Genomic DNA, 23,153 nt, shown 5'->3' on the forward strand with positions numbered 1-23,153 from the left:
ACAGCTTTTATCCACCAATCCACAAAAGTTATGCACATTGTGGATAACTTTTGTGAAAAACTGGGGATAAGTGGGAAATTATCGGGATAAATCCACCGGGAGAAGTGAATAACCTAATTTTAAAAAATCATTTTTACATAGTATTTGCAAGTTATCTCGAATAGTGCTATAATCACTAGCTAATACTTGAATAGGAGGAAATACTCTTGGAACATAAAAATATTTATCAACTTGTTCTCGCAGGCGTATTGTGCGCTATAGGTTTGGTTGTACCTATGGTTATGCCGAAGGTGATTATCGGACCGATGTCCTTTACTTTGGGTGCGCATGCGGCAATTTTTTTGGCAATGTTTATTTCGCCTAAGGTGGCAGCTGCTGTCTGCCTTGGTACAACGATGGGCTTTTTTGTAACCACACCCCTGATTATCGCTGCGCGTGCAGCAACCCATATCATTTTCGCTCTGGTCGGTGCATTAATTATTAGGCGCTATCCGAATATTATGGAGAGCTTCGTGGCCGGTATCGGTCTGAATCTGGGACTTGCCGTATTGCATGCTTTGGGAGAAGTGCTTGTGGTAGCCCCCTTCTTCTTCAGCGGTTATATGTTTACGCAAGAGCAGCTGTCCAATGGTTTTGTTATGAGTGTTATCGTGCTGGTGGGTGCGGGTACTGTGTTGCATTCGGTTATGGATTGCAGTATTTCCGTGCTGCTGTGGAAATTTGTCAGAGCAGCAGTACCTTCTATTAAACTGATTCGTGGCTAAGATGAGATTTTAAAATTTAAAACTAAAAGCGTGCATGCTTACTGCTGACTGATGTCAGCTTGTGCAAGCCTGCACGCTTATTTTTTATAATGCTTTAGCTGTTATTTTCTTGCTTTGGCAACTTCAGCAAAGGCAATTTCCGCAGCATCAATAGTCTTTTGCAAATCCTCGGGATTGTGAGCAACGGAAACGAAGTTTGTTTCGAACTGGGAAGGAGGCAGATAGATACCCTGCTCCAGCATGGAATGGAAGTAGATTTTGAAGGCTTCCAGATCGCTGGCTGCAGCACTGTCAAAATCAGTTACCGGTTTATTGTTGAAGAAGACGGTGAACATGCTGCCGAGGCGATGAATCTGTACAGGTACACCGGCCTTAGCTGCTGCCTTTTCCAAGCCGCCGGTCAGAATAGCGCAAAGGCTTTCTGCGCGGTTGCAGACATCGTTCTGCTCCATATAGGTGAGTGCTGCAATACCTGCAGCCATAGCCAGCGGGTTACCGCTTAAGGTACCTGCCTGATACATCGGGCCAGCAGGAGAAACCATTTGCATGATTTCGCGCTTGCCGCCGTAAGCAGCAACAGGCAGACCGCCGCCGATTACCTTGCCGAGGCAGGTGATATCGGGATCGATGTCATAGAGGGACTGGCTGCCGCCCTGAGCGCTGCGGAAGCCGCTCATAACCTCATCGCAGATGAGGAGAGCGCCATATTTTTTAGTGATGGCACGTACACCTTCCAGGAAGCCTTCGTGCGGAAGAACCAGGCCCATGTTGCCCGGAGTAGGCTCCATGATAACGCAGGCGATTTCTTCGCCGCGTTCGGCAAAAACCTTTTCCAGAGCAGGCAGGTCGTTGAACGGTACGGTAATAGTGGTTGCTGCTACTGCCTTGGGTACGCCCGGGCTGTCGGGTACGCCGAAGGTAGCTCCGCCGCTGCCTGCTTTAACAAGCAGGCTGTCATGGTGACCATGGTAGCAGCCGATGAATTTGATGATGCAGTCACGGCCGGTGTAGGCGCGTGCTAAGCGCAGAGCGCTCATGGTTGCTTCGGTACCGCTGTTGACCATGCGGACCATATCCATGGACGGAACAAGGTAGCAGATTAATTTTGCCAGCTCGGTTTCGGCAACAGTCGGAGCGCCGTAGGAGGTGCCCTTTTCAGCCGCAGCCTTGATAGCGTCAGTTACGCAGTCGGGTACATGGCCCATGAGCAGCGGACCATAGGACATAACGTAGTCGATGTATTCGTTGCCGTCGATGTCATAGATTTTGCTGCCCTTGCCGCCGGAGATGAACGGCGGTACACCGCCGACACTGCGGAAGGAGCGTACGGGGCTGTTAACACCGCCGGGGATATATTGGCGTGCTTCCTCAAAAGCAGCCTGAGATTTTGTATGTTCCATTGTAATATCTCCTTATTTGCCTTGCAGCCATTTTGCTACATCAAGCGCATGGTAGGTAATAATCATTTTGGCACCGGCACGCTTGAAGCCAAGCATGGTTTCCATAACGATACGTTTTTCGTCAATCCAGCCTTTTTCAGCTGCAGCTTTAACCATAGCGTATTCGCCGCTGACATTATAAACACACAGCGGACGGTTGAAGGTTTCGTGTACACGTTGCACAATGTCGAGGAAGGCCAGAGCCGGTTTAACCATGACGATGTCTGCGCCTTCTTCAATATCCAGAGAAACCTCGCGCAGAGCCTCGTCGCTGTTGGCGGGGTCCATCTGGTAGCCTTTGCGGTCGCCTGCGGACGGAGCAGAGTCTGCTGCGGCGCGGAAGGGACCGTAATATGCGGAAGCAAATTTTGCGGAATAAGCCATGATAGGAATATGGTTGAAGCCTGCTGCATCCAGTGCTTCGCGGATAGCCTTAACATAACCGTCCATCATGTTGGAAGGAGCAATCATGTCAGCACCGGCCTGAGCATGGGAAACAGCAACCTTAGCCAGCAGCGGCAGAGTTTCATCGTTGTTTACGGTGCAGCCGTTTTGCAGTACGCCGCAATGACCATGCTCGGTGTATTCGCACAGGCAGACGTCGGTAATGATAACCAGCTCGGGGTATTTTTCTTTAATCAGCTTGCAGGCCTGCTGTACAGGTTCGTTCATATCCCAGCCGCTGCTGCCGACAGCATCCTTGTAGGACGGTACGCCGAAGAGCAGGACAGCGGGAATACCCAGCTCAACAACCTCGTCAACACATTCCATAACGCGGTCGATGGACCAGTGGTAGTTGCCGGGCAGAGATTCGATTTCATGTTTAACGTTTTCGCCGGGAACGACGAAAAGCGGATAGATTAAGTCTTTTACGGAAACCTCAGTTTCACGGATCATTGCACGCAGATTTTCAGTAGCGCGTGTGCGGCGCGGACGGTATACAGGAAAACCGGTAATACTCATCTTGATACACTTCCTTATTTATTATAAAAATTTGTGATAGCGGTCATGAGGCCGTCGATTGTATATTCAGCGGCATTGATAGCCGGAGTATAGCCATGCTTTTTCAGGGTATCTGCGGTTACGGGGCCGATAGCAGCCAGAGCAGCCTTGTTCAGCAGTTCCTTCTTATCGCCGAGAACCTCCAGCAGGTTGGTTACGGTACTGCTGCTGGTGAAGGTTACGATGCTTGCTTCGCCGCTTTCGAGAGCTTCGATAAGCTCATCCTTGTTTTCGCAGTCGGCAACGGTTTCGTAAGCAGTTACGACGTCAACGATGGCGCCGATTTTGCGCAGAGATTCGGGCAATACTTCGCGTGCAACCTTAGCACGTGCCAGCAGGATTTTGTCACCGGCGGTGATTTCGCCGGCAAGAGCTTCAGCCAGCTCTTCTGCTTTATAAGCGGAAGGAATGAGGTCGGCGGTGAGGCCGTGTTCTGCCAGAGCCTTGGCAGTGGCGCTGCCGATAGCGGCAAGCGTAACATTAGCCAGGGCGCGTGCGTCCTTCTTAGCAGCGCCCAGACGCTCGAAGAAGTAATCTACGCCGTTAGCGCTGGTGAAGACAAGCCATTTGTAGTCATTGATATTGGCAATAGCGTTGTCCAGCGGAGCGTAATCTGCTGCCGGAACGATTTTGATTGCCGGAGCTTCGATAACCTTGGCACCCTGTGCTTCCAGCTTTTTGGTGAGAGCGCTGGCCTGTGCACGTGCGCGGGTAACGATAACGGTTTTGCCGAAGAGGGGTTTGTTATCAAACCATTGCAGCTGCTCACGCAGGCGTACAACCTCACCGACGAGGAAGATAGCAGGCGGCTTCATGCCGGTTGCCTTAACGTCAGCGGCAGCTTTGCCGAGGGTGGTAATCAGAGTGCGCTGCTCGGGATGAGTGCCCCAACGGATAACAGCTGCCGGGCAGTCGGCGCTGCGGCCGTTAGCGATGAGCTCACGGCTGATTTTTTCGATGTTTTCTACACCCATGAGGAAAACGAGAGTGTCAACAGAGGTTGCCAGACTCTTCCAATGGATGGTGGATTCTCCTTTAGTAGGATCCTCGTGACCGGTAATAACGGCAAAGGAGGTTGCTACATGACGATGGGTAACAGGGATACCGGCATATTCGGCAACAGCAATAGCACTGGTTACGCCGGGAACGAACTCAAACGGCAGGCCTGCTTCACGCAGTTCGATGGCTTCTTCGCCACCGCGGCCGAATACAAAGGGGTCGCCGCCCTTCAAACGTGCTACAACCTTACCTTCGGCAGCCAGTTTTACCAGCAGCTTGTTGATATCGGGCTGGCGCATGGTGTGGTTGGCGCTGGCTTTGCCAACGTAAACCATTTCTGCGTCCTTGCGGGCGAAGGCCAGAATACGCGGATCTGCCAGACGGTCATAAACAACAGCGTCTGCAGTCTGCAGGCATTCCTTAGCCTTGAGTCCCAGAAGGCCCGGGTCGCCGGGGCCTGCACCGATTAAATATACTTTACCTTGTTTTGTCATGATGTCACTCTCCTTAAAGAATAGAGGCCAGAATTTCCTGACCGCCGGCAGCCAGCATTTTTTTGCCAAGCTGTTGACCGAGGCTGACAGCGTCATCAGCCTTGCCGTTTATTGTATCACGCAGAATAGTGCTGCCGTCCAAGGCAGCAATGATTGCTTCAATGCGAATGTTTTCACCTTCAACGTCGGCATGTACGCCGATAGGAACCTGACAGCCGCCTTCCAGTAAGCCCAAGAAGGCACGCTCGGCATCGGTAGCCTGTTTGGTGTTCAGGTCATTTAAGAAGCTCAGCATATCGCGTACTTCTTTATCCGCGGTACGCGCTTCGATTGCCAATGCGCCCTGGCCTACAGCCGGCAGGCAGACATCAGCAGGAATCAGGCTGGAGATACGGTCGCCGTGCCCCAGACGCTCTAAGCCTGCAGCGGCCAGAATAATAGCATCGTACAGTCCTTCATCCAGCTTACGCAGGCGGGTATCAACGTTGCCGCGCAGGTCGCGGATTTCCAAATCCGGACGCTTAGCTAACAGCTGTGCCTTGCGGCGCAGGCTGCTGGTGCCGACTACGGAACCGAGCGGCAGCTCTTCGAAGGTAGCATATTTGTTGCTGACAAAAGCATCACCTACGTTGGCACGCTCGGTAATTGCTGTCAGACACAGGCCTTCCGGTAGAACGGTAGGCATATCCTTAAGGCTATGCACGGCCAAGTCAACAGTACCGTCTAAAAGATCCTCTTCAATTTCCTTGGTAAATAAACCCTTGCCGCCGATTTGCGCCAAGGGTACGTCTAAAATACGGTCGCCTTTGGTGACAATTTTTTTCAGTACAACCTCACATTCAGGATACTCCTTACGCAGTAAGGCTGCAATATGATTACTTTGCCAAAGCGCTAAAAGACTTTGTCTAGTCCCAATCGTCAATTTTGCTTTCATCACCAAACTCCTCTCCGGTTTCGTTTAATAAAAATAAATCACACATCATCTTTTTATAGCGTTCTTCCTCTGCGGTGCCTGCTACAGCATTCATAGCCTTCATAGGCTCGCGCAGGAATTTATGCTCCAGACGTTGGGTCATCAGGTCAATAATGCGCTTTTCATGGTCGGTAAGCTCCGGCATTTTAATAAAGGCCTTCTTCAAAACCTTCTGGCGCAGGAAATTCATTTTATCATGCAGCTGTACCATAACAGGGCGCATTGTGTAATAACGCAGACGCTCCTTGAGGGCACCAATCTCTTCGCTGATAATCTGTTCGGCAACGTGAGCTTCCTTTTCGCGGAAGTTTTTATTGGTATCAACAACGCCTTCCAAATCGTCAATGTTATAAATGGTTACGCCGTCAACATCGGCCAGTCTGGGGTCGACGTCACGCGGAACGGCAATATCAATCAGAATCAGCGGTCTGCCGTTGCGCTTGGGCAGTAGCGGTCCCAAATTTTCTGCGGTGAGCACGTAATGCGGCGCACCTGTAGAGGTTATAATAATATCTGCATCAGCGGCATGCTCGAACATGGCACGGTAGGGAATAGCTGTGCCGTGAAATTTGTCTGCCAAATCCTGTGCTCTCTCGTAGTGACGGTTGCTGACACAGATGGTTTGCGCACCCTTGTCCAACAGATGCTGTGCAGTGAGCTCGCTCATATGACCGGCACCAACCACCAAAATCTGTGCTTTGCTCAAGTCACCTAAAATTTTGATGGCCAGGTCAACAGCAGCGCTGGAAACAGATACGCTGCTGTAAGCAATTTTTGTTTCGGTACGCACACGTTTGCCGACGGCAATTGCCTTATTCATGATGGTATTGAGAATCGTATCTGTCATACCATTAATACGGGCAATATGATAAGCATTTTTAATCTGGCTGAGAATCTGGCCTTCACCGACAATCAGTGAATCAAGACTGGATGCTACGCGGAACAGATGCTTGACGCAATTTGTTCCGTTCAGATTGTAAAAATATTCGCTTTGGTAATGTTCGCCTGCCAAATGCTTGAGCAATGATTTGATAAAAGGAATTGCTTCATGCGGATTTTCGATAACCATGTACAGCTCAGTGCGGTTGCAGGTGGAAAGCAGCATGGCTTCGGGAATATTATCGTAATTGCGCAGGCGGCGCAGAATACTTGCCACCCTGTCATTGGAAAAATTAAAACGTTCACGGATCTCAACGGGGGCGGTTCTGTGATTGAGTCCTAAAACTGTTAACTGCATCTAATACCTTCTCCTTTGCTTGAGCAGCCTTACCTGCTATAACTAAATTTAGTAAATCCTGTTTCAAAACACTGCGCCAGAATTGCGTCCGCTCCTGCGGCGTACTTTCGATGTTTTTGACAGCTTCCCTCTGCAGCAGCAGAAAGCTGTTGAAGTCAGCCAGCTCGGGTGTCAGAATGTGTTCCAACTGTTTTTTCAGCAGACGCGTAAAAGCAGGCATGCCGCCTGTTGCCAACGCAATAGTAATATCACCTTCACTGATGGCTGAGGGGACAGTGAAATTACTCAGCTCAGGTTCGGTAATATTATTGACGAGGCAGGGCGCAGCCTCTGAAATCTGCCTGTTTACAGCCTTATTATCTGTGGCGGCAATAACCACAAATACATTCTGCAGATATTCCGGTTTGTAGTAATCCTTGATGAGCGTGCAGCCCTGTGCTGAGGCAAGCTTTTGCACCTCGTCACAGAAAAGTGGGGCAACAACCGTTACGTTAGCTTCGGCATCCAGCAAAGTTGCCAGCTTACGGGCAGCAACAGCACCGCCGCCGATGATTACGCAGTTTTTGCCTGCTACACGCAGCATAGCAGGATAATGAAAATTAGTTTTATTAAGCATATAATTAACCACCTATAGGAACGTGATAATGAGTGTCATTAACCTTTATATAATATCATATCTGAAGCGATTTATAAAGATATTGAAGGCTTTTTAAGTGTGAAAAACATAAGAAAGTGGATAAAGTTAAGAAGATTGCCAAAATAATTCTGCATAACAAAGCAATTAGCTGTTAAAAATCTAAAAAACTCCCGCCGTAATCCTTCAGGATCACTCAGCGGGAGCTTTGTTATTTTGTTTTAAATTTTATTGGCTGATTATTTGCCGAAATATCTTTTCAGCAGGCCTGCGAAAGCTTTGCCATGGCGAGCTTCGTCACGAGCCATTTCATGAACGGTGTCATGGATAGCATCCAGGTTCAGAGCTTTAGCGCGTTTAGCCAGGTCGGTTTTGCCTGCGGTTGCACCGTTTTCAGCTTCTACACGCATTTCCAGGTTCTTTTTGGTGGAGTCGGTTACAACTTCGCCCAGCAGTTCTGCGAATTTAGCAGCATGTTCAGCTTCTTCGAAAGCAGCTTTTTCCCAGTACAGGCCGATTTCCGGATAGCCTTCGCGGAAAGCTACGCGGCTCATTGCCAGGTACATACCAACTTCGGAGCATTCGCCGTTGAAGTTAGCACGCAGGTCAGCTTTGATATCTTCAGGAACGTCGGATGCGATGCCTACAACGTGTTCAGCAGCCCAGCCCATTTCAGCAGCCATTTCCTGGAATTTGGAAGCGGGAGCGCCGCATTGCGGGCATTTTGCCGGAGCAGCTTCGCCTTCATATACATAACCACATACTTGACATACAAATTTTTTCATATTAGTTCCCTCCATGTTTTTATATTGCATTGCTTAATTTTATTTTTGACTTGCACAGCTTGTGTGCCCTTGACACTTATATAATAACACAGGCCGGCACAGTTGTCAATAATAATTATCCGTTAGTTTTTATTTTAATTTAGTTAGCCATAGCTGACAAATTAGAATTTGAGAGTTAAGCCCAGGTTAACGCCTTTAGCCTTCATGTCAAGGTCTTCGCCGCAGGCATCATCAAATGTCTGATTATAGTAAGAAGCGTTAACTTCCAGGTTGTTCAGAATAGGCTTGCTGATGCCGATTTCATAGCCGCTGTTTCTGTTGCCGTAGCCAACATTTCCCCAAACAGTGAAGAGTGCGGGAATATCATAGGCAGCCTGCAGACCGATTTGACCGGAGTTTTTGGTTTTACCGCCAAAGTCACCGGAGGTATCAGCGTTCAGATAACCTGCGTAAGCGGAAATACCAGGCAGAACTTTATACATAATATTGAATTGTTGGGCGCGGGTTTTGGCTTCGTCTGCTTTGTAATTATTCCATTTGTAGTTTAAAGCAGTTTTTTGGCCGATGCCGACAGTTGCGCCAAGATAGGTACTGTTGGATTTGCTGAATTTATAGTTGTCACCTTTAAGACTGGATGGCAGAGTAATGCCTGCATCAATAGCAACCTTGCCGGCATCATAATTCTTCAGCGGAGAAGCATAGGCGCTCAGGCTGCAGGTGGTTGCAAGGCAGATTGCTGCACCGAAAGCTAATAAAGCATGTGAGGATTTCATTTTGCATCGCTCCTTTTACAACATAATTTTGATCTTAACTTAATTTTAGCATATAAAGACAGTTATGCAAGCAAAAAGCAGTGATGTGTTTATGACAAATGTGTTAAAAGTACTTGTAAAATCACGCGGAAAAGAGGATAATTATAATGTATATCTATCTATAAACAAGGGGATTTTATGAGCGCAGATTCTAAAGCTTCGAATAGCAAATTTTTAAAGGGAACCTTAATCCTTACGGCCTCCAGTATTGTGGTCAAGGTTATCGGTTCTCTGAACTGGATTATTTTATCACGTGTATTGGGTGGCGAAGGTATCGGTCTGTATCAGATGGGCTTTCCAATCTATCTGATGGCAATAACCGTATCAAGTGCCGGTGTACCGGTGGCAATATCTATTATTACCTCCGAAAAATTGGCGAATAAGGATTATCGCGGTGCCAAGCGAGTCTTTAATGTTTCGCTGCGAGTGCTGCTGTTGACTGGCCTTTTGTTTTCGTCCTCACTGTTTTTCGGTGCGGACTGGCTGGTTAATAACCATATCATCCGCGACAGCCGTGCGTATTATTCTATTATCGCTCTGGCGCCTGCGGTTTTCTTCGTAACCTTTCTGGCCAGCTTCCGCGGTTATCTGCAGGGTTGGCAGATTATGACGCCGACGGCGGTCAGTGAGATTGTCGAGCAACTGACACGTGTTATTACCATGCTCGTTTTTGCCGACCTCTTTATGCCGTACGGTTTGGCGTTCGCTGCAGGCGGTGCCAGCATGGGTGCCGGTGTAGGCGCGTTCTGTGCACTTTTGGTGCTGATGTGGTTCTATCGCCGCCTGAAGCAGCGCCTGCAAAAGGAAATGGCAGAGCAGGATGACAGTGCGCCGGTAGAAAGCGCCGGACATATCATCAAGCGTCTGCTGAAGCTGGCTTTGCCGGTTTCTCTGACCAGTCTGATGCTGCCGATAGGTGCAAATCTGGACCTTTTGCTTGTGCCGCAGCGTCTGGAAGCAGCCGGTTTTAATATTCATCATGCGACTGAGCTGTTCGGTTATCTGACAGGTATGGCTGTACCGTTGGTTAATCTGGCAACAATTTTTACGGCGGCAATGACTATCAGCTTGGTGCCGTCGATTTCCGAATCTCGTGCGCTGGGCAGCTTTGATGCAATCCGTGATAAAATCCGTATCGCCTTCCGCGTAGCGATGATTATCACCTTCCCATGCTTTATGGGCTTGTATTGTCTGGCAGAAAAGGTTGCGGCGCTTGTGTATAACGCTCCCGGTGCGGCACCTGCGATTCAGACGATGAGCATCGGTATTCTGTTTTTAGGTATGCATCAAATCAGTACAGGTATTCTGCAAGGCCTTGGCCGCACGGCAATCCCTGTAATCAATATGATTATTGCCTGCATTGTAAAAATCGTTATGAGCTGGTATCTTACTGCTGTGCCGGAGCTGGGCATCCGCGGTGCGTCGATGGCGACGGTGGCAGATTTTGCCGTGGCAGCGATTATCAATATGGGCTTTATTTACAAGCTGACAGGCTATAGCTTCTCTGTTGGCAGCATTATCCGTCCCTGCTTTGCTTCCTGTGTCATGGGCGCGGCGATTTACGGCGTGCTGATGCTTACGGAAAGCATGGGTATGTGGTGTGTGCTGTTTGCTATGGCGGTAGCTGTTCCTGTCTATGCATTGGCGCTGCTGGCCTGCGGTGGTCTGAATAAAGAGGATTTGGACAACGTGCCCTTTGTGGGACGCAGATTGTTGGCAGTAGGCCAACGCTTTGGTCTTTTCAAGTGAGGTAATTAAAATAATGGAGGAAAGGAAATGTGAGCTGCGCTTGCCAAACGGCAAGGTAGTAAATTTTTCGTATGCTAAGCTCAAGGCAGGCATTGCTGTTACTGCCCTGGTGCTTGTCGGAGCAGTCGGCGGAGCCGGCTATTTATATCATCAGCTGGCGGATTATCGCAGCGAAGCAACCGATTATGCTGCCTATAAGCAAAACAAGGCTGAGCAGCAGACAAAGCTGCAGAAGCTTTTACAGGATAACGAAAGAATGCTGCGCGATATGGCCGAAATTTCCAATCTGGAGAAAAAGCTGCGCCGTGCTGTCATCCGTGATGTAGACAGCAGCAAGCTGGGCGAAGGTACCAGTATGGTTGATTCGACAGCGGCAAAGGAAACGTCTGCCAATACGTCTTATACAGGCAAGGGCGGGCCTGCTAAAATGGATATCAACGGTACCATGGCGGTGCTGACAGCGCAAAATGCCAATATCAAAAAGATGCTTGATAGTACCAAAAAATCTGTCAGCGAGCTCTTAAGTGAGGTTGAAGGCTCCGGTGGCGGCATGGCGTCCTTCCCGGACAAATGGCCGACCGACGGCGGCACTATCAGCAGTAATTACGGTGTGCGTACCGGTCCGATTGAGGGCGGGTATGATTGGCATCCCGGTCTGGATATAGCAGTCGATTTTGGCACACCGGTTTATGCTACGGCTGCCGGTACGATTGAACAGGCAGGTTGGAACGGTGGCTACGGACGTTATGTGCGTATCAATCATGGTAATGGCTATAAAACGGCCTACGGACATATGAGCGGCATTGCCGTTGCTGCAGGGCAGAGGGTCATCAAAGGCGAGATTATCGGCTTTGTCGGCAGTACAGGCTACAGTACAGGTCCGCATATTCATTATGAGGTACTGGCTGACGGACAGAATATCGATCCGTTCTATGTGCTGAAAAATAAATAAAGACTGCTGTGCATTGATATCAGCGGCAAAACAGTTCAGTGCTAAGCTGACCGTTAAAATTAAAAATAGATTTTGCAAGCCACTATGACAAATTTGTTGTAGTGGTTTTTTGTATGTCTTGGTCAGAATTTATGAGGGATATGCAGAGATGGATTTAGTGTAAAAAATACGTAAAACATTCTTTAGAGCGCTATTATTGCTTTACAGCAGGAAATGCAGGTGTTATCATTATCTTAATATTATAAATAATTACAGGCGAGGAGGTCCGCATTATGTCCATCAGAGAAATTTCCTTCCCTTCTGCCAACGGCAGAGATACCATCAAGGCCTGGTCCTACAGTCCTTTAGGCAAACCGAAAGCTATTGTACAGCTGATTCACGGCTATGGTGAGCATTCACGCCGCTATCTGCATATGATTAGCAAGTTCAATGAAGCAGGCTTTGTAGTGTTTGCTGATGACCATCTCGGTCACGGTAAAACCGGCTATGACGGAGGCACCCTGGGTGACCCGCATTCCGGCGGCTATATGACTTACCTGAAGGATGAAAAGGCTTTGCATGATATTGCTAAAGAGGCATATTCTGAGCTGCCGTATTTCGTTTTCGGCCATAGCTGGGGTTCTATGCTGGCGCGTGCTTATGCGTCAATCTACGGTGAAGATATCAAAGGTATGATGCTGTGCGGTGTCTGCTCGCAGTGGAAGGGCTGTGAGGATGCCTATGTTAATGCGGAATTCAAGGCTGCCTATGAGGCAGATCCGTATCAACCCTGCGGCGTCTGGTTTGAGCGTGTTTTCTGCGGTATGACGGACAGAGTGGAAAATCCCAACGGTCCTGCAGATTGGATTGCAACAGATCCGCGTATTGTTGAGGACCATGCAGGCGATATGTTCAATACCTTTGATACTACGCTGGAGCTGTGCTATGATTTCGTGCAGTTGTATCATTATATTGAAAATGATGAGTGGGCTGCCAAGGTGCCGCAAAATATTCCCAGCTATCTGATTGCCGGTGACCAGGATCCCTGCGGTAATTACGGCGAGGGCTTGTATCATGTAGCAAATCTGCTGGCAAAAACCGGACATAAGGTTTCTGTAAAGCCGTATCCGGGATTCCGTCATGAAATTCACAATGAGCTGTGCTTGCGTGACGAAGTTGAAGCCGGACTGATTAAATTTATGTATGATTGCTTAGCTTAAAATAGTTATAAAATAAGAGGCTGTCGTGAGGCAGCCTCTTTTACTTTATAAGCTTCCAGATATCGCCAACGGTTTCAGCCAGCAGCTTGGCACCATGTGCTTCCAAAAAGGCGCGGCCCCTGAAGCCCCAGCAGGCGCCGATGCAGTCTACGCCTGCATTGCTTGCGGTGGCAATGTCGGTATCCGAATCACCGATATAGATAGTGCTTGCAGGCTCAGCCTTTAATTGCTGCATGATTGCCAACAGCATATCCGGCGCAGGCTTTTTGGCGATGCCGGCGCGTTCGCCGCAGGCAGCATCGAGCTGTCCGTTAAAGTATTGTTTAGCCAGCGCTTGTACGCCGTAATCCGCTTTGTTGGAAACAATGGCGGTGCAGCAGCCTGCAGTGCGCAGCTGCTGCAAAAGCTGCGGTACGCCGTCATAGGGGCGGGTGCTGTCGGCGCAGTGCTGCTTATAGTATCTGTTGAAGCTTGCAAAGACCTCCTCTTGCAGCTCTGCAGGGGTGTCAGCCGGTACCGCACGCTCAATCAGCTTGCGGATGCCATTGCCGACAAACTGGCGCACCTCGTCTGTGGTGCGCTGAGGTAGCTTGTGCTCTGCTAAAGCATGGTTGGTAGCGACAGCTAAATCTGCCAATGTGTTGAGTAAGGTACCGTCAAGGTCAAAAATAATGGTTGTATATTTCATAGTTAATCTCCTTTGGAACTTCAGATTTTCTTCCTTGTCTATTGTAGCACAAAAAAGGCAAATGCTTTATAATATTGTTATATTTAAGTATGGAGGATAGGGCATGACTTATGATTACGCTCGCTTAGCGAAAATTAAGTGTTTTCTTTTTGATATGGACGGAACCATCAACCTGGGCAACGAACTGATTCCGGGTATGGAGGGCTTTTTTGATAAATTGAAGGCTGCAGGTAAGGAATATTATCTGCTGACAAATAATTCTTCCCGCAGCCACGAGCATTATGTGCAGAAGATGAACGGACTTGGCGTGCCGGTTACGCGTGAGAATATCCTGATCTCATCGGATGCGCTGACAAACTGGATGCAGAAGAATAAACCGGGCGCGAAGCTGTTTGTGCTGGGAACGCCGCAGCTGCTGGCAACGATTGAGAAAGCAGGTTTTACGCTGACGAATACGTTGGAGGAGGGCGCTGATTATGTAGTTGTCGGCTTTGACCAGACACTTACCTATGACCGCCTTACTACCGCCTGCCGCCTGATTGACAAGGGGGTGCCTTATGTTGCAACGCATCCTGACGTGCGCTGCCCGATTGAAGGCGGCGAATTCATTCCTGATACCGGTGCGATGTTGGAGCTGATTAAAACTGCTACCGGTAAAAAGCCGCAGCTGATTTTCGGTAAGCCTTATAAGTATATGGTAGACGTGGTTTTAGACAAAACCGGTTATAAAAAAGAGGAAATTGCTATGGTGGGTGACCGCCTGGCGACAGATATTGCCTTTGGCCTGAACAACGATATTCTTTCTGTGATGGTGCTGACTGGTGAGGCAACCATGGAAGATGTAGAAAACGGTTCTATTAAGCCGGATATTATTCTACCGCATGCTAAGGAAATTTTGCAATATCTTGGTTAATAACGTATAAATACTTTGCTTTGATAACGAAAGGAGTATTGCTATGGCTGTTTTGGAGCAGACTGCTGTATTGACTGATGCTATTCGCCCCGTGCCCGCAAGTGAGCTTGAGGCGCGTCTGGAGAAATTTCGCCGAATGATGGATGAAATGCATCCCGGTTGGGAGATGGCTGCAGTTAATCATAAGATTGCAATGTATTATTTTACAGGTACAATGCAGGAGGGTGTGCTGCTGATTCGTCCGCAGGATGCAATTTTCTGGGTGCGCCGCAATTATGAGCGTGCAGTAAATGAATCGCATTTCAGCGATATTCGTCCGATGCACAGCTTTCGTGAAGCTGCTGCCTATTATGGCAGTGCGCCGCGCATTATGTATGTAGAAACGAAGAAGGCTACCTTGGACTGGGAGCGTATGCTGCATAAGTATTTTGCTTTTGAAGAGGTTGGCTCCTTTGATGCTGTGCTGCAGGAGCTGCGTCTGCGCAAGAGTGCTTATGAGCTGCAGCAGATGGAACACTCCGGCGCTATTCACGAAACAGTGCTGGATGTTATTGCACCGAAGCTGATTCATGCAGGTATCAGCGAGGCTCAGCTGGCCATTGAGCTTTACAGCGAGATGGTGCAGCGCGGCTCGCACGGAACAGCGCGCTTTAACCAATCCTTGGGCGAGGAGGTTGTCGGTTTGGCTTCCTTTGGCAAGAGTGGTCTGGTACGCACAGGCTTTGACGGCCCCGGCGGTACCGGCGGCACATGTATAGCGGTGCAATCCATAGGCAATGCTTTCCGCAAGCTGCAGCATGGCAGACTGGTTTATCTTGATGTTCCCTGCGGTTTTGACGGTTACCATACAGATAAGACTGTCGTTTATTATTTCGGCAGTCTGCAAAAGGACGAGCAATGTGCAAGACTACTGGCAGCGCAGGAGCGTTGCCTGGAGCTGGAGCAAGAGGTAGTGTCCATGATGGTGCCGGGTGAGCCGATTGAAAACCTTTATTTGCGCACTATGGAAAAGTTTGATAATGTCTACGGCGATGCGTTTATGAACGGCGGTAAATTCCTGGGCCACAGCATTGGTCTGGTGATGGATGAAGCGCCGGCTATAGCGAAGGGCTTTAAGCAGCCGCTGGAGCCTGGTATGACTTTTGCCGTAGAGCCTAAAATTGCTTTGCCGGGTTTAGGTCTGGTAGGCACGGAAAATACCTATGTGGTTACGGAAAAGGGCGCACGTTCGCTGACTGGTCGCTCGCACGCGCTGCGTGAAATTGAATAGTAGTACAGTACAACAAAAATGCTGCGGGCGCAAAGCCTGCAGCATTTTTCAGTAATAGTCTTATTCAGCTAATTCCTTGGCGCACTCTACGAATTTTACTCCGGCAGCAGCCATTTCCTGCATAGCGCTCTCGATGGTTTCGGGAGCAATGCCGCGGCAGGCAGCTTTGTTCAGGATAACGTCGAAGCCTGCAGCCTTCAGCTGCAGTACAGTGTTTTTTACGCAGTAATCGGTTGCCAGACCGCCGCAGATAACGGTGGTGATACCGTGACAGCGCAGATATTCGATGGCACCGGTGGAAAGAGTGTCCTTCAGGTCATGGTAGCAGGCACCGTAGGGATGCTTGTCTGCTTCAATGCCCTTGAATACCTGATAGTTATAGGCAGCTTCATCGAGGCCGTCGATGAAGTCAAAGCCTTTGGTGCCGATAATAGCGTGTGCCGGCCAACGGATATCGAGATCAGGATAGCCGCTGATGGGAGTGAGCGGAGCGTGCTCGGCGTCGCTGATCCAGAGTGCGCAACGGCTGTGCGCATCGCGGGAAGCGAGGCGCAGGCTGGCGAATTGCGCTTGGGCGTTCAGCTCGGGAGCAATGGTATCGCCTTCGGCAACCGGCAGTTCATCGGGGCAGACCGGGGTGAAGGTGTTTTGCGCGTCAATATCAAAGGAGGCAATGTATTTTTTTTCCGGTAATTGCATAGTAAACCCTGCTTTCTGTTTTAATTTAGACTTATTGTAGTATACCGCAGTGATTTTATCAATAGGGAAAACGCTTTTGCTATAGGAATATATGGTGAGTTAAATAAAATGTCGCAAGCAATATATTGTTTCGCTCAGGAAAAATTTTCCAGTGTCACTCTTTCACAAAGAATTCATTTGTCAAAAGCATAATTTTGGTTTACACTATAGCTAGAATTCTTGGTTAATATAACAAATAATGATAATTATAAAGTGAGGCAGACTGATGGCAACCTATATTATTGGTGGTTTGTTGGTAATATTGGTGATTTTGGCAGTGCGCAGTTATTTTGGCAACAAGTATCGCGGCGGGTGCAACGGCTGTTCCGGCTGTCCGCATGCTAAAAACTGCAACTCGATAAAAAAATAAAATGTTGACAAAATCCCCTGTTGGTTATATGCTAATATTAGAGTTTTGTAAAATTATTGTATGCTAAACAAAATTCACGGGTAAGTTTGATGCCGCAGCAACGATGCTTTGCCTGCGGTTTATTTTTTGGACGATAAGCTGAGGAGGATGCCATTGTGCATATTCAACGTGGTGCGTGGGCAGAAATAAATTTAGATGCAGTTGCACATAACGTGCAGATGGCTAAGGCCAATCTGAAGCCGACAACCAAATTATGTGCTGTCGTCAAGGCAGATGCCTATGGTCATGGCGCTGTGCGCGTAGCGCAGGAAGCAGCGCGTAACGGTGCAGACTTTTTTGCGGTAGCTCTCCTGCAGGAGGGAGTGAAGCTGCGCGAGGCCGGTATTGAAACGCCGATTCTGGTGCTTGGCTCAATGCTACCGGAGGTTGCGGAAATTTGCGTGCGTTATGATATCAGCCATGCAGTATTTGATGAAGAACGCTTATATGCTTTGAATGCGGCGGCTTTGAAGCTGCATACTAAGGCTAAAATACATATTAAGATTGATACAGGTATGCACCGTATCGGTGTACATGTGCGTGATGCCGGCAGGTTTGCCAAGCTGGCAGCGTCCTTGCCCGGTATCTATATTGAGGGCGTGTTCAGTCACTTTGCGACTGCTGACGCTGATGATAAGCAGTATGCTGCCTATCAGTTTGAACGCTTTCAGGAGGCGTTGCGCCTGATTGAAGCGGAGGGAGTGCATATCCCTATCCGTCATATCGCCAACAGTGCTGCGCTGACGGAGCTGCAGGAATATCAGCTGGATATGGTGCGTCAGGGAATCACCCTGTATGGCCTGCACCCGGCGCATATGATTGACTGCTACAAGGATTTTGAACCTGTTATGACTGTGAAGACGCAGGTTGCTTTTGTGAAAACACTGCCGCCCGGTGAAACAATCGGCTATGGCAGAACCTATACATTGACGAGACCGAGTGTTATCGCTACTGTGCCTATCGGTTATGCCGACGGCGTGAGCCGCCGCTTATCTAACCGCGGGTATATGCTGGTCAACGGCAAAAAGGCGCCGATTATCGGACGCGTATGCATGGACCAGACGATGCTGGACGTAACGGATATTCCGGACGTTAAGCTGGGCAGTGAGGTCATCGTGTTTGGCGGTCGTGAGCTGCCAATGGAGCTGGTTGCGGAATGGGCAGATACTATCTGCTATGAAATTGTCTGCGACGTGAGCCCGCGTGTGCCGCGTGAATATGTACGCGGCAACTAAAAAGAAGCATTGGCGTGAACCGCTGCTTCTTAACTAAATACGCTTTCCCTTATTTTATGGCTGCTGGACGCATTTGCGAAAGGCAGTCCTTTTTTTGTTGGCGGGGGAGCTGTAGCAACCTAAAAAGGCTATTGCGTAAGCAATTTTACGCAATAGTCTTTTTTACATGCTTATTTTTCAGCAAAAGGTATCTTTATAGCGCTGCTGGCACTGCTTGATGATTTCCTTTGCTTTGTCTACATCATGTGCCTCTTCAAGAGCGGTGCTTTTGCCCTCGAGCGATTTATACACGCTGAAGAAGTGAATCATTTCATCGCTGATATGCTGCGGCAGCTCGCTGATGGATTTGTAGGAATTATACATCGGGTCACCGAAGGGAATCGCAATGATTTTTTCGTCCATATCACCGCTGTCCTCCATGATGATAACGCCGATGGGGTAGCAGCGCATCAAGGTCATCGGCACAACGTTTTCGGAGCATAAAACCAATACATCTAACGGGTCGTTATCTGCTGCGTAGGTACGGGGAATAAAGCCGTAGTTGGCAGGATAGTGAGTTGCGGTGTACAGGATGCGGTCCATTTTGAGCAGACCTGTTTCCTTGTCCAGCTCGTACTTAACCTTGCAGCCTTTGGGGATTTCGATAACTGCAATAAAATCGTCAGGAGAGATACGTTTGGGATCAATGTCATGCCAAATATTCATAGTCATTTCGTTTTTGCCTCCTCTTGTGCTTTGGGACAGAAATAAATATGTTTCTCACAAATTCCTCTCTTAATCATAGATGTTATGAAGGCTGATGTCAACTTTTGCAGGGCGATTTTGCATAACTTTTACCAAACGTTATTACAGCCTCATATAAGCACTCATTACGCACGCTCCGCGTGCTCCATTCGCTTGAAGCTCGGCGTGCTGCGCAGCATCGAAGCCTATGCCGCCGATAGCGTAAACCAGCAAGCTTACAGCACTGCAGACGGCCTGCAGAAAGCCAAGACCGCGCGGTGCAAGGCCTGCCTTACACTGCGTAGTATAGATGTGTCCGGCGATGAGTACAGTAGCACCAAGCGCTTGTGCTTCGATTGCTTCTTCAACGCTGTGAACAGATGTAGAAAGCCAGGTGAAATGCGCACACTCGCAAGTTGGCAGTTGGCGCAGCAGAGCAAGCGGCAGATGTAGTTTTTTTATGCCAAGTTCACTTGCCAGCTGCCAATCACTGTGCAAAATAAGCGGTATGCCTGCAGCTTCGCAGCTTTGTTGTGCTTGCAGCGCGAGCGTGCGATAGGCTGCTTTGTCTAAAGATTTCGCACGCAGGATAACAGCCTGCGGCCGCAACTTCGTAAGCTTTGCCAAACGCTCTATTTGCTCAGCCAGCGGACGGGGACAGGTGGCGCTGTCCGTAACGGCAATCAGCGGTAGCTCAGACATAAACGTACTCCGACATTACAGGCTGCAGGCCGATTTTCAGCAATGCATCATAGATTTCCTGCAGGCTTCTGCTGTCATCAATCTCAAACTGCTCGTCACCAAGCTCCTGCTTTTTGCTGTGTGCACCGATGCCTGTATTGACACCGGCGGAAATCTTGTTGGCGGCAATGAGCATCAAATTGTCACGCACACGCGCGCATTCACGGCTGGAAACGGTAATTGAAGCGAAGGGCATGAACAGGCGGTAGGCGCAGACAACCTGCAGCAGCTGGCGCTCGTGCACGTCCATCGGTTTAATTTTGTCGTTGTTGATGATGGGGCGCAGGCGGGGGCAGGAGAAAGCGATTTCCGCATGCGGATATTTCTTTTGCAGCAGGTAGGCATGCAGGCCGGTAGCGAGGGCGTCGCGACGGAAGTCGTCTAGGCCGAGCAGAGCAGCGAAGCCGACGCCGCGCATTTTGCCGCGCAGGGCACGCTCTTGTGCGTAAAAACGGTAGGGAAAAACGCGCTTATGACCTGCCAGATGCAGTTGTGCGTATTTATCCTTGTTATATGTTTCCTGGAAAACAGTTACGTAATCCACGCCGCATTCATGCAGATAAGTGTATTCATCGCTGTTGAGCGGATAAATCTCTACGCCGACTACCTTAAAGTATTGGCGTGCCTGCTTGCAGGCTTCACCGATGTAATGCACGTCGCTCATCTTGCGGCTTTCGCCTGTAAGAATGAGAATTTCCTGCTGGCCTGTGGCGGCGATTGCCTGCATTTCGGCAGCAATCTGTTCACTGCTGAGGCAGGCGCGCTGAATTTTGTTGTGACTGTTGAAGCCGCAGTAGATGCAGTAATTTTCGCAGTAGTTGGCGATATACAGCGGTGTGAAAAAGGTAACGTTATTGCCGAAGTAACGCTGGCGCTCAATCTGTGCGGCGCGGGCAATTTCCTCTAGAAGCGGCAATGCGGCAGGTGAAAGCAGGGCAGCGAAGTCATCGGGCGTACGCTCGCTGTGAGCGAGTGCTGCGCGTACGTCTGCTTCCGTATATTTTGTGTAATCATAAGCGGCACGGGCAGTCTGCACCTTATCAAAAATATCGGAGTCGATAATTTCCATGCCTTCCTGATACTGCATTGGGTCAGTCAGCTGTTTTTCACTGAAGGCTGCTGCCTGTTCATCATAAATGCTATTATTGAAAAATTTGTCTTCGTTCTTCATGCTGCCACCTCAATCATGCAGAAATCCTGTCAGCGGGGAACTGGCGCTGGCAGTGTCGCGGACACTGCCGCAGCCTGCGAGATAAGCCTTGCGGCCGGCGTTGATGGCATCGCGGAAGGCACTTGCCATAAGCGGCAGATTACCGGCGCTGGCAATCGCGGTGTTCGCCATGATAGCCGCAGCTCCCATTTCCATAGCCTCGCAGGCCTGAGAAGGCTTGCCGATGCCTGCGTCGACAATAATCGGCAGGTCGATTTCGTTAATCAGAATTTGAATGAAATCCTTCGTGCACAAGCCCTTGTTGCTGCCGATTGGTGCGCCCAGCGGCATGATGCAGGCAGCACCGGCGTCACGCATATCACGTGCGCTCTGCAGGTCAGGATACATATAGGGCATAACGATGAAGCCCTCTTTGGCAAGGATTTCTGTTGCCTTGATGGTTTCATGATTGTCGGGCAGCAGATATTTGCTGTCCTTAATTACTTCGATTTTTACAAAGTAGGTGTGGCAAAGCTCGCGTGCAAGGCGGGCGATGCGCACTGCTTCTTCGGCATTACGTGCACCGCTGGTGTTGGGCAGTAAGGTAACGTTTTCCGGCACATAATCAAGAATGTTGGCAAGAGCACCGCTGTTGGCGCGGCGCAGAGCGAGTGTAAGGATTTCCGCACCGGCCTGCTCTACGGCTGCTTTGATTAAGTCCAGCGAATATTTGCCGCTGCCTAAAATAAAACGGGAATGAAATTCGTGTCCGCCTAAAGTCCACGTATCGTTTGTCATTTTAATTTTCCTCCAAGTCTAAAATAATGCGTGCGGCAAGCAGTGCCTGCTGCATGGCGCAGAGTGCGACGCGCGCACCGCAGAGCGGTAAATCGTGAAAATCGCTGCTGCCGTCGCCGCAAAGATAAAGATTTTTTCTGATTTTTTTACTGGTGATTTCTTCAGCTTTGCCGAAGCCTGCAATGCCGCTGCCGGCGATAATCTTTTTATCACTCCAGGTGCTCAAAACAGTGCTCACGAGCATAGCCTTGCTTGAAGCATCATCGAGCGCTTCGCAGATAATATCGCAGTCACCTAAAAGTGCGGGGATATTTTCCTGATTTACCTTGACTACCTGCGAATGCAAAGTTGCGTAGGGGTTAATCCGGAGCAGATGCTTCACAAGGGCGTCGGCCTTGTAATGCCCTATATCATCAAGAAAATAATATTGGCGGTTGAGATTAGAAAGCTCTACCCTGTCAAAATCATAAAGATAAAGCTGAGCTATGCCAAGACGGGTTAAGGCGACTGCTATGTTGCTGCCAAGTCCGCCGAGGCCTACGACAGCAACGCGCGCGTTATGCAGAGCGTCGAGCTGCTCCTGTGTCAGTCCTTTGCCAAGTGCGGCATTGATTTCCTCCTTGCTAATCATTCAGCCACCTCCTACGAAGCTGACGATTTCCAATTTATCGGCGTCGGTAATTGTTGTACTGCCAAAGTCCGCCTGCTTGATGATATTGCCGTTAAGCTCGATGGCAACAAATGCAGCGCGATAGCCGAGCTGCGTGAGCAGCTCGCTGAGCACGGTGGGGCAGGCTAAAGCTTTTTCTTCTCCGTTGATAAGCATGATTTTCTCCTTTCGGGTAATAAAAAAGCTCATGAAAAAGCTACACCCGTGGTGGTGTACCCCTTCATGAGCTAAATTTCAGACTCACTCTAAGCTTTGTTTATGAAGTTGTTAGCATAAGTATAATGTTTTTGTCAGTAAGTGTCAAGGAGATAACTTACATATGCTGTCAGAGAAATATTTGCCTGCAGCGTCAAATAGGCATATAATGGAAGAAGTACAAAAAGAGGGGGCTTTGCTTATGAAAATAACAAACAGCAAAACAGACATCTGCGCCAACCGCTTTGGTGGCAATGGTGACGTAATTATTGAACATTATCTTGACGAGAGCATGCTTAATGACAGCGTAGTAATGTACGCTAAGGTAACTCTTAAACCGGGCTGCAGCCTTGGCTATCACATTCACGACGGCAACAGCGAAACTATCGTGGTGCTGCAGGGAACTGCCGAGTACAACGATAACGGCAAGGCCATGACGCTGCATGCAGGCGACAAGGTGCACTGTCCCAGCGGCGAAGGTCATGCTATCGGCAATCCGGCAGATGCTGCCGAGGATTTGCTGCTGCAGGCTCTGGTAATCAAAAAATAATTATAGCTTCTATGTCTAAACTAAAAGGACTGAC

Annotated in this window: 25 protein-coding genes; 9 read left to right on the forward strand and 16 right to left on the reverse strand. The window is 49.1% G+C overall.

Going from position 1 to position 23,153, the window contains the following annotated elements:
• Positions 1 to 206 precede the first annotated feature (206 nt).
• Complete coding sequence (locus tag M5E81_RS00790; RefSeq protein WP_040565216.1) at positions 207 to 764, forward strand: hypothetical protein; 558 nt, start codon at positions 207 to 209, stop codon at positions 762 to 764.
• A gap of 101 nt (positions 765 to 865) precedes the next feature.
• On the opposite strand, the gene hemL is transcribed toward M5E81_RS00790, so the two are convergent.
• The 8 genes from hemL to M5E81_RS00830 form a co-directional block, all read right to left on the reverse strand.
• Positions 866 to 2,164 (reverse strand): glutamate-1-semialdehyde 2,1-aminomutase, encoded by a 1,299-nt coding sequence (hemL, locus tag M5E81_RS00795; protein WP_009145804.1) that lies wholly within the window; start codon positions 2,162 to 2,164, stop codon positions 866 to 868.
• A gap of 12 nt (positions 2,165 to 2,176) precedes the next feature.
• On the reverse strand, positions 2,177 to 3,166 hold the full coding sequence (gene hemB / locus M5E81_RS00800; RefSeq protein ID WP_040565215.1) for a porphobilinogen synthase: 990 nt from the start codon (positions 3,164 to 3,166) through the stop codon (positions 2,177 to 2,179).
• A 14-nt stretch (positions 3,167 to 3,180) separates the two neighbouring features.
• Positions 3,181 to 4,698, reverse strand: coding sequence for a uroporphyrinogen-III C-methyltransferase (cobA, locus tag M5E81_RS00805; protein WP_249747632.1), 1,518 nt, complete (start codon positions 4,696 to 4,698; stop codon positions 3,181 to 3,183).
• Positions 4,699 to 4,711: 13 nt separating this feature from the next.
• Entirely contained in the window at positions 4,712 to 5,632 is a 921-nt protein-coding gene (gene hemC / locus M5E81_RS00810; RefSeq protein WP_009145801.1) for a hydroxymethylbilane synthase, read from the reverse strand.
• Positions 5,604 to 6,908, reverse strand: coding sequence for a glutamyl-tRNA reductase (hemA, locus tag M5E81_RS00815; protein WP_249747633.1), 1,305 nt, complete (start codon positions 6,906 to 6,908; stop codon positions 5,604 to 5,606). The genes hemC and hemA overlap by 29 nt, the downstream gene beginning before the upstream one ends.
• A complete protein-coding gene (locus M5E81_RS00820) occupies positions 6,862 to 7,524 on the reverse strand; it encodes a precorrin-2 dehydrogenase/sirohydrochlorin ferrochelatase family protein (protein ID WP_249747634.1) in 663 nt (220 codons plus the stop codon). Before M5E81_RS00820 ends, hemA begins: the two co-directional genes overlap by 47 nt.
• A 257-nt stretch (positions 7,525 to 7,781) precedes the next feature.
• Complete coding sequence (locus M5E81_RS00825; protein WP_021720205.1) at positions 7,782 to 8,327, reverse strand: NADH peroxidase; 546 nt, start codon at positions 8,325 to 8,327, stop codon at positions 7,782 to 7,784.
• A gap of 161 nt (positions 8,328 to 8,488) precedes the next feature.
• Positions 8,489 to 9,100: a hypothetical protein gene (locus M5E81_RS00830; protein WP_249747635.1), complete on the reverse strand. Its 612-nt coding sequence runs from the start codon at positions 9,098 to 9,100 to the stop codon at positions 8,489 to 8,491.
• Between the two features lie 177 nt (positions 9,101 to 9,277).
• On the opposite strand from M5E81_RS00830, the gene M5E81_RS00835 reads away from it, so the two are divergent.
• The 3 genes from M5E81_RS00835 to M5E81_RS00845 all read left to right on the forward strand — a co-directional run bounded on the left by M5E81_RS00835 (position 9,278) and on the right by M5E81_RS00845 (position 13,039).
• Positions 9,278 to 10,888, forward strand: a complete 1,611-nt coding sequence (locus tag M5E81_RS00835) for a putative polysaccharide biosynthesis protein (RefSeq protein WP_249747636.1) — start codon at positions 9,278 to 9,280, stop codon at positions 10,886 to 10,888.
• 13 nt (positions 10,889 to 10,901) lie between these two features.
• On the forward strand, positions 10,902 to 11,840 hold the full coding sequence (locus M5E81_RS00840; RefSeq protein ID WP_009144450.1) for a M23 family metallopeptidase: 939 nt from the start codon (positions 10,902 to 10,904) through the stop codon (positions 11,838 to 11,840).
• Positions 11,841 to 12,112: 272 nt separating this feature from the next.
• Positions 12,113 to 13,039 carry an alpha/beta hydrolase gene (locus tag M5E81_RS00845; RefSeq protein WP_249747637.1) on the forward strand — a complete coding sequence of 309 codons (927 nt, stop codon included), beginning with the start codon at positions 12,113 to 12,115 and terminating at the stop codon, positions 13,037 to 13,039.
• 40 nt (positions 13,040 to 13,079) lie between these two features.
• Here the strand turns inward: M5E81_RS00845 and M5E81_RS00850 are convergent, their stop codons facing one another.
• On the reverse strand, positions 13,080 to 13,727 hold the full coding sequence (locus tag M5E81_RS00850) for an HAD family hydrolase (protein ID WP_249747638.1): 648 nt from the start codon (positions 13,725 to 13,727) through the stop codon (positions 13,080 to 13,082).
• 103 nt (positions 13,728 to 13,830) lie between these two features.
• Here M5E81_RS00850 and M5E81_RS00855 point away from each other — a divergent pair, with 103 nt between their 5' ends.
• Complete coding sequence (locus tag M5E81_RS00855) at positions 13,831 to 14,640, forward strand: HAD-IIA family hydrolase (protein WP_249747639.1); 810 nt, start codon at positions 13,831 to 13,833, stop codon at positions 14,638 to 14,640.
• A gap of 43 nt (positions 14,641 to 14,683) precedes the next feature.
• Positions 14,684 to 15,910 (forward strand): M24 family metallopeptidase, encoded by a 1,227-nt coding sequence (locus tag M5E81_RS00860; protein WP_249747640.1) that lies wholly within the window; start codon positions 14,684 to 14,686, stop codon positions 15,908 to 15,910.
• A gap of 60 nt (positions 15,911 to 15,970) precedes the next feature.
• On the opposite strand, the gene M5E81_RS00865 is transcribed toward M5E81_RS00860, so the two are convergent.
• Positions 15,971 to 16,609, reverse strand: coding sequence for an isochorismatase family protein (locus M5E81_RS00865; protein ID WP_249747641.1), 639 nt, complete (start codon positions 16,607 to 16,609; stop codon positions 15,971 to 15,973).
• A 265-nt stretch (positions 16,610 to 16,874) separates the two neighbouring features.
• Here M5E81_RS00865 and M5E81_RS11365 point away from each other — a divergent pair, with 265 nt between their 5' ends.
• Both M5E81_RS11365 and alr read left to right on the forward strand, forming a co-directional pair.
• Complete coding sequence (locus M5E81_RS11365) at positions 16,875 to 17,018, forward strand: FeoB-associated Cys-rich membrane protein (protein WP_210685100.1); 144 nt, start codon at positions 16,875 to 16,877, stop codon at positions 17,016 to 17,018.
• 155 nt (positions 17,019 to 17,173) lie between these two features.
• Entirely contained in the window at positions 17,174 to 18,292 is a 1,119-nt protein-coding gene (gene alr / locus M5E81_RS00870) for an alanine racemase (RefSeq protein ID WP_009144443.1), read from the forward strand.
• A gap of 177 nt (positions 18,293 to 18,469) precedes the next feature.
• Here the strand turns inward: alr and M5E81_RS00875 are convergent, their stop codons facing one another.
• From M5E81_RS00875 to thiS, 6 genes are all read right to left on the reverse strand, one after another.
• Entirely contained in the window at positions 18,470 to 18,997 is a 528-nt protein-coding gene (locus M5E81_RS00875; protein ID WP_040564460.1) for an inorganic diphosphatase, read from the reverse strand.
• A 141-nt stretch (positions 18,998 to 19,138) separates the two neighbouring features.
• The gene (locus tag M5E81_RS00880) at positions 19,139 to 19,717 is read right to left on the reverse strand and encodes a thiamine phosphate synthase (protein WP_249747642.1); all 579 of its coding nucleotides are present in this window, start codon (positions 19,715 to 19,717) and stop codon (positions 19,139 to 19,141) included.
• Positions 19,710 to 20,927, reverse strand: coding sequence for a 2-iminoacetate synthase ThiH (thiH, locus tag M5E81_RS00885; RefSeq protein ID WP_249747643.1), 1,218 nt, complete (start codon positions 20,925 to 20,927; stop codon positions 19,710 to 19,712). The genes M5E81_RS00880 and thiH overlap by 8 nt, the downstream gene beginning before the upstream one ends.
• Before the next feature lie 9 nt (positions 20,928 to 20,936).
• Entirely contained in the window at positions 20,937 to 21,704 is a 768-nt protein-coding gene (locus M5E81_RS00890; protein ID WP_249747644.1) for a thiazole synthase, read from the reverse strand.
• Position 21,705: 1 nt separating this feature from the next.
• Complete coding sequence (thiF, locus tag M5E81_RS00895) at positions 21,706 to 22,335, reverse strand: sulfur carrier protein ThiS adenylyltransferase ThiF (protein ID WP_009144438.1); 630 nt, start codon at positions 22,333 to 22,335, stop codon at positions 21,706 to 21,708.
• Positions 22,336 to 22,530 carry a sulfur carrier protein ThiS gene (thiS, locus tag M5E81_RS00900; RefSeq protein ID WP_040564455.1) on the reverse strand — a complete coding sequence of 65 codons (195 nt, stop codon included), beginning with the start codon at positions 22,528 to 22,530 and terminating at the stop codon, positions 22,336 to 22,338.
• A gap of 241 nt (positions 22,531 to 22,771) precedes the next feature.
• Between thiS and M5E81_RS00905 the strand changes: the two genes are divergently transcribed.
• Positions 22,772 to 23,119: a cupin domain-containing protein gene (locus M5E81_RS00905; protein ID WP_044484707.1), complete on the forward strand. Its 348-nt coding sequence runs from the start codon at positions 22,772 to 22,774 to the stop codon at positions 23,117 to 23,119.
• Positions 23,120 to 23,153 lie beyond the last annotated feature (34 nt).

This window comes from Phascolarctobacterium succinatutens, assembly GCF_023497905.1.
In the GTDB taxonomy this organism is placed as follows: Bacteria; Bacillota; Negativicutes; order Acidaminococcales; family Acidaminococcaceae; genus Phascolarctobacterium_A; species Phascolarctobacterium_A succinatutens.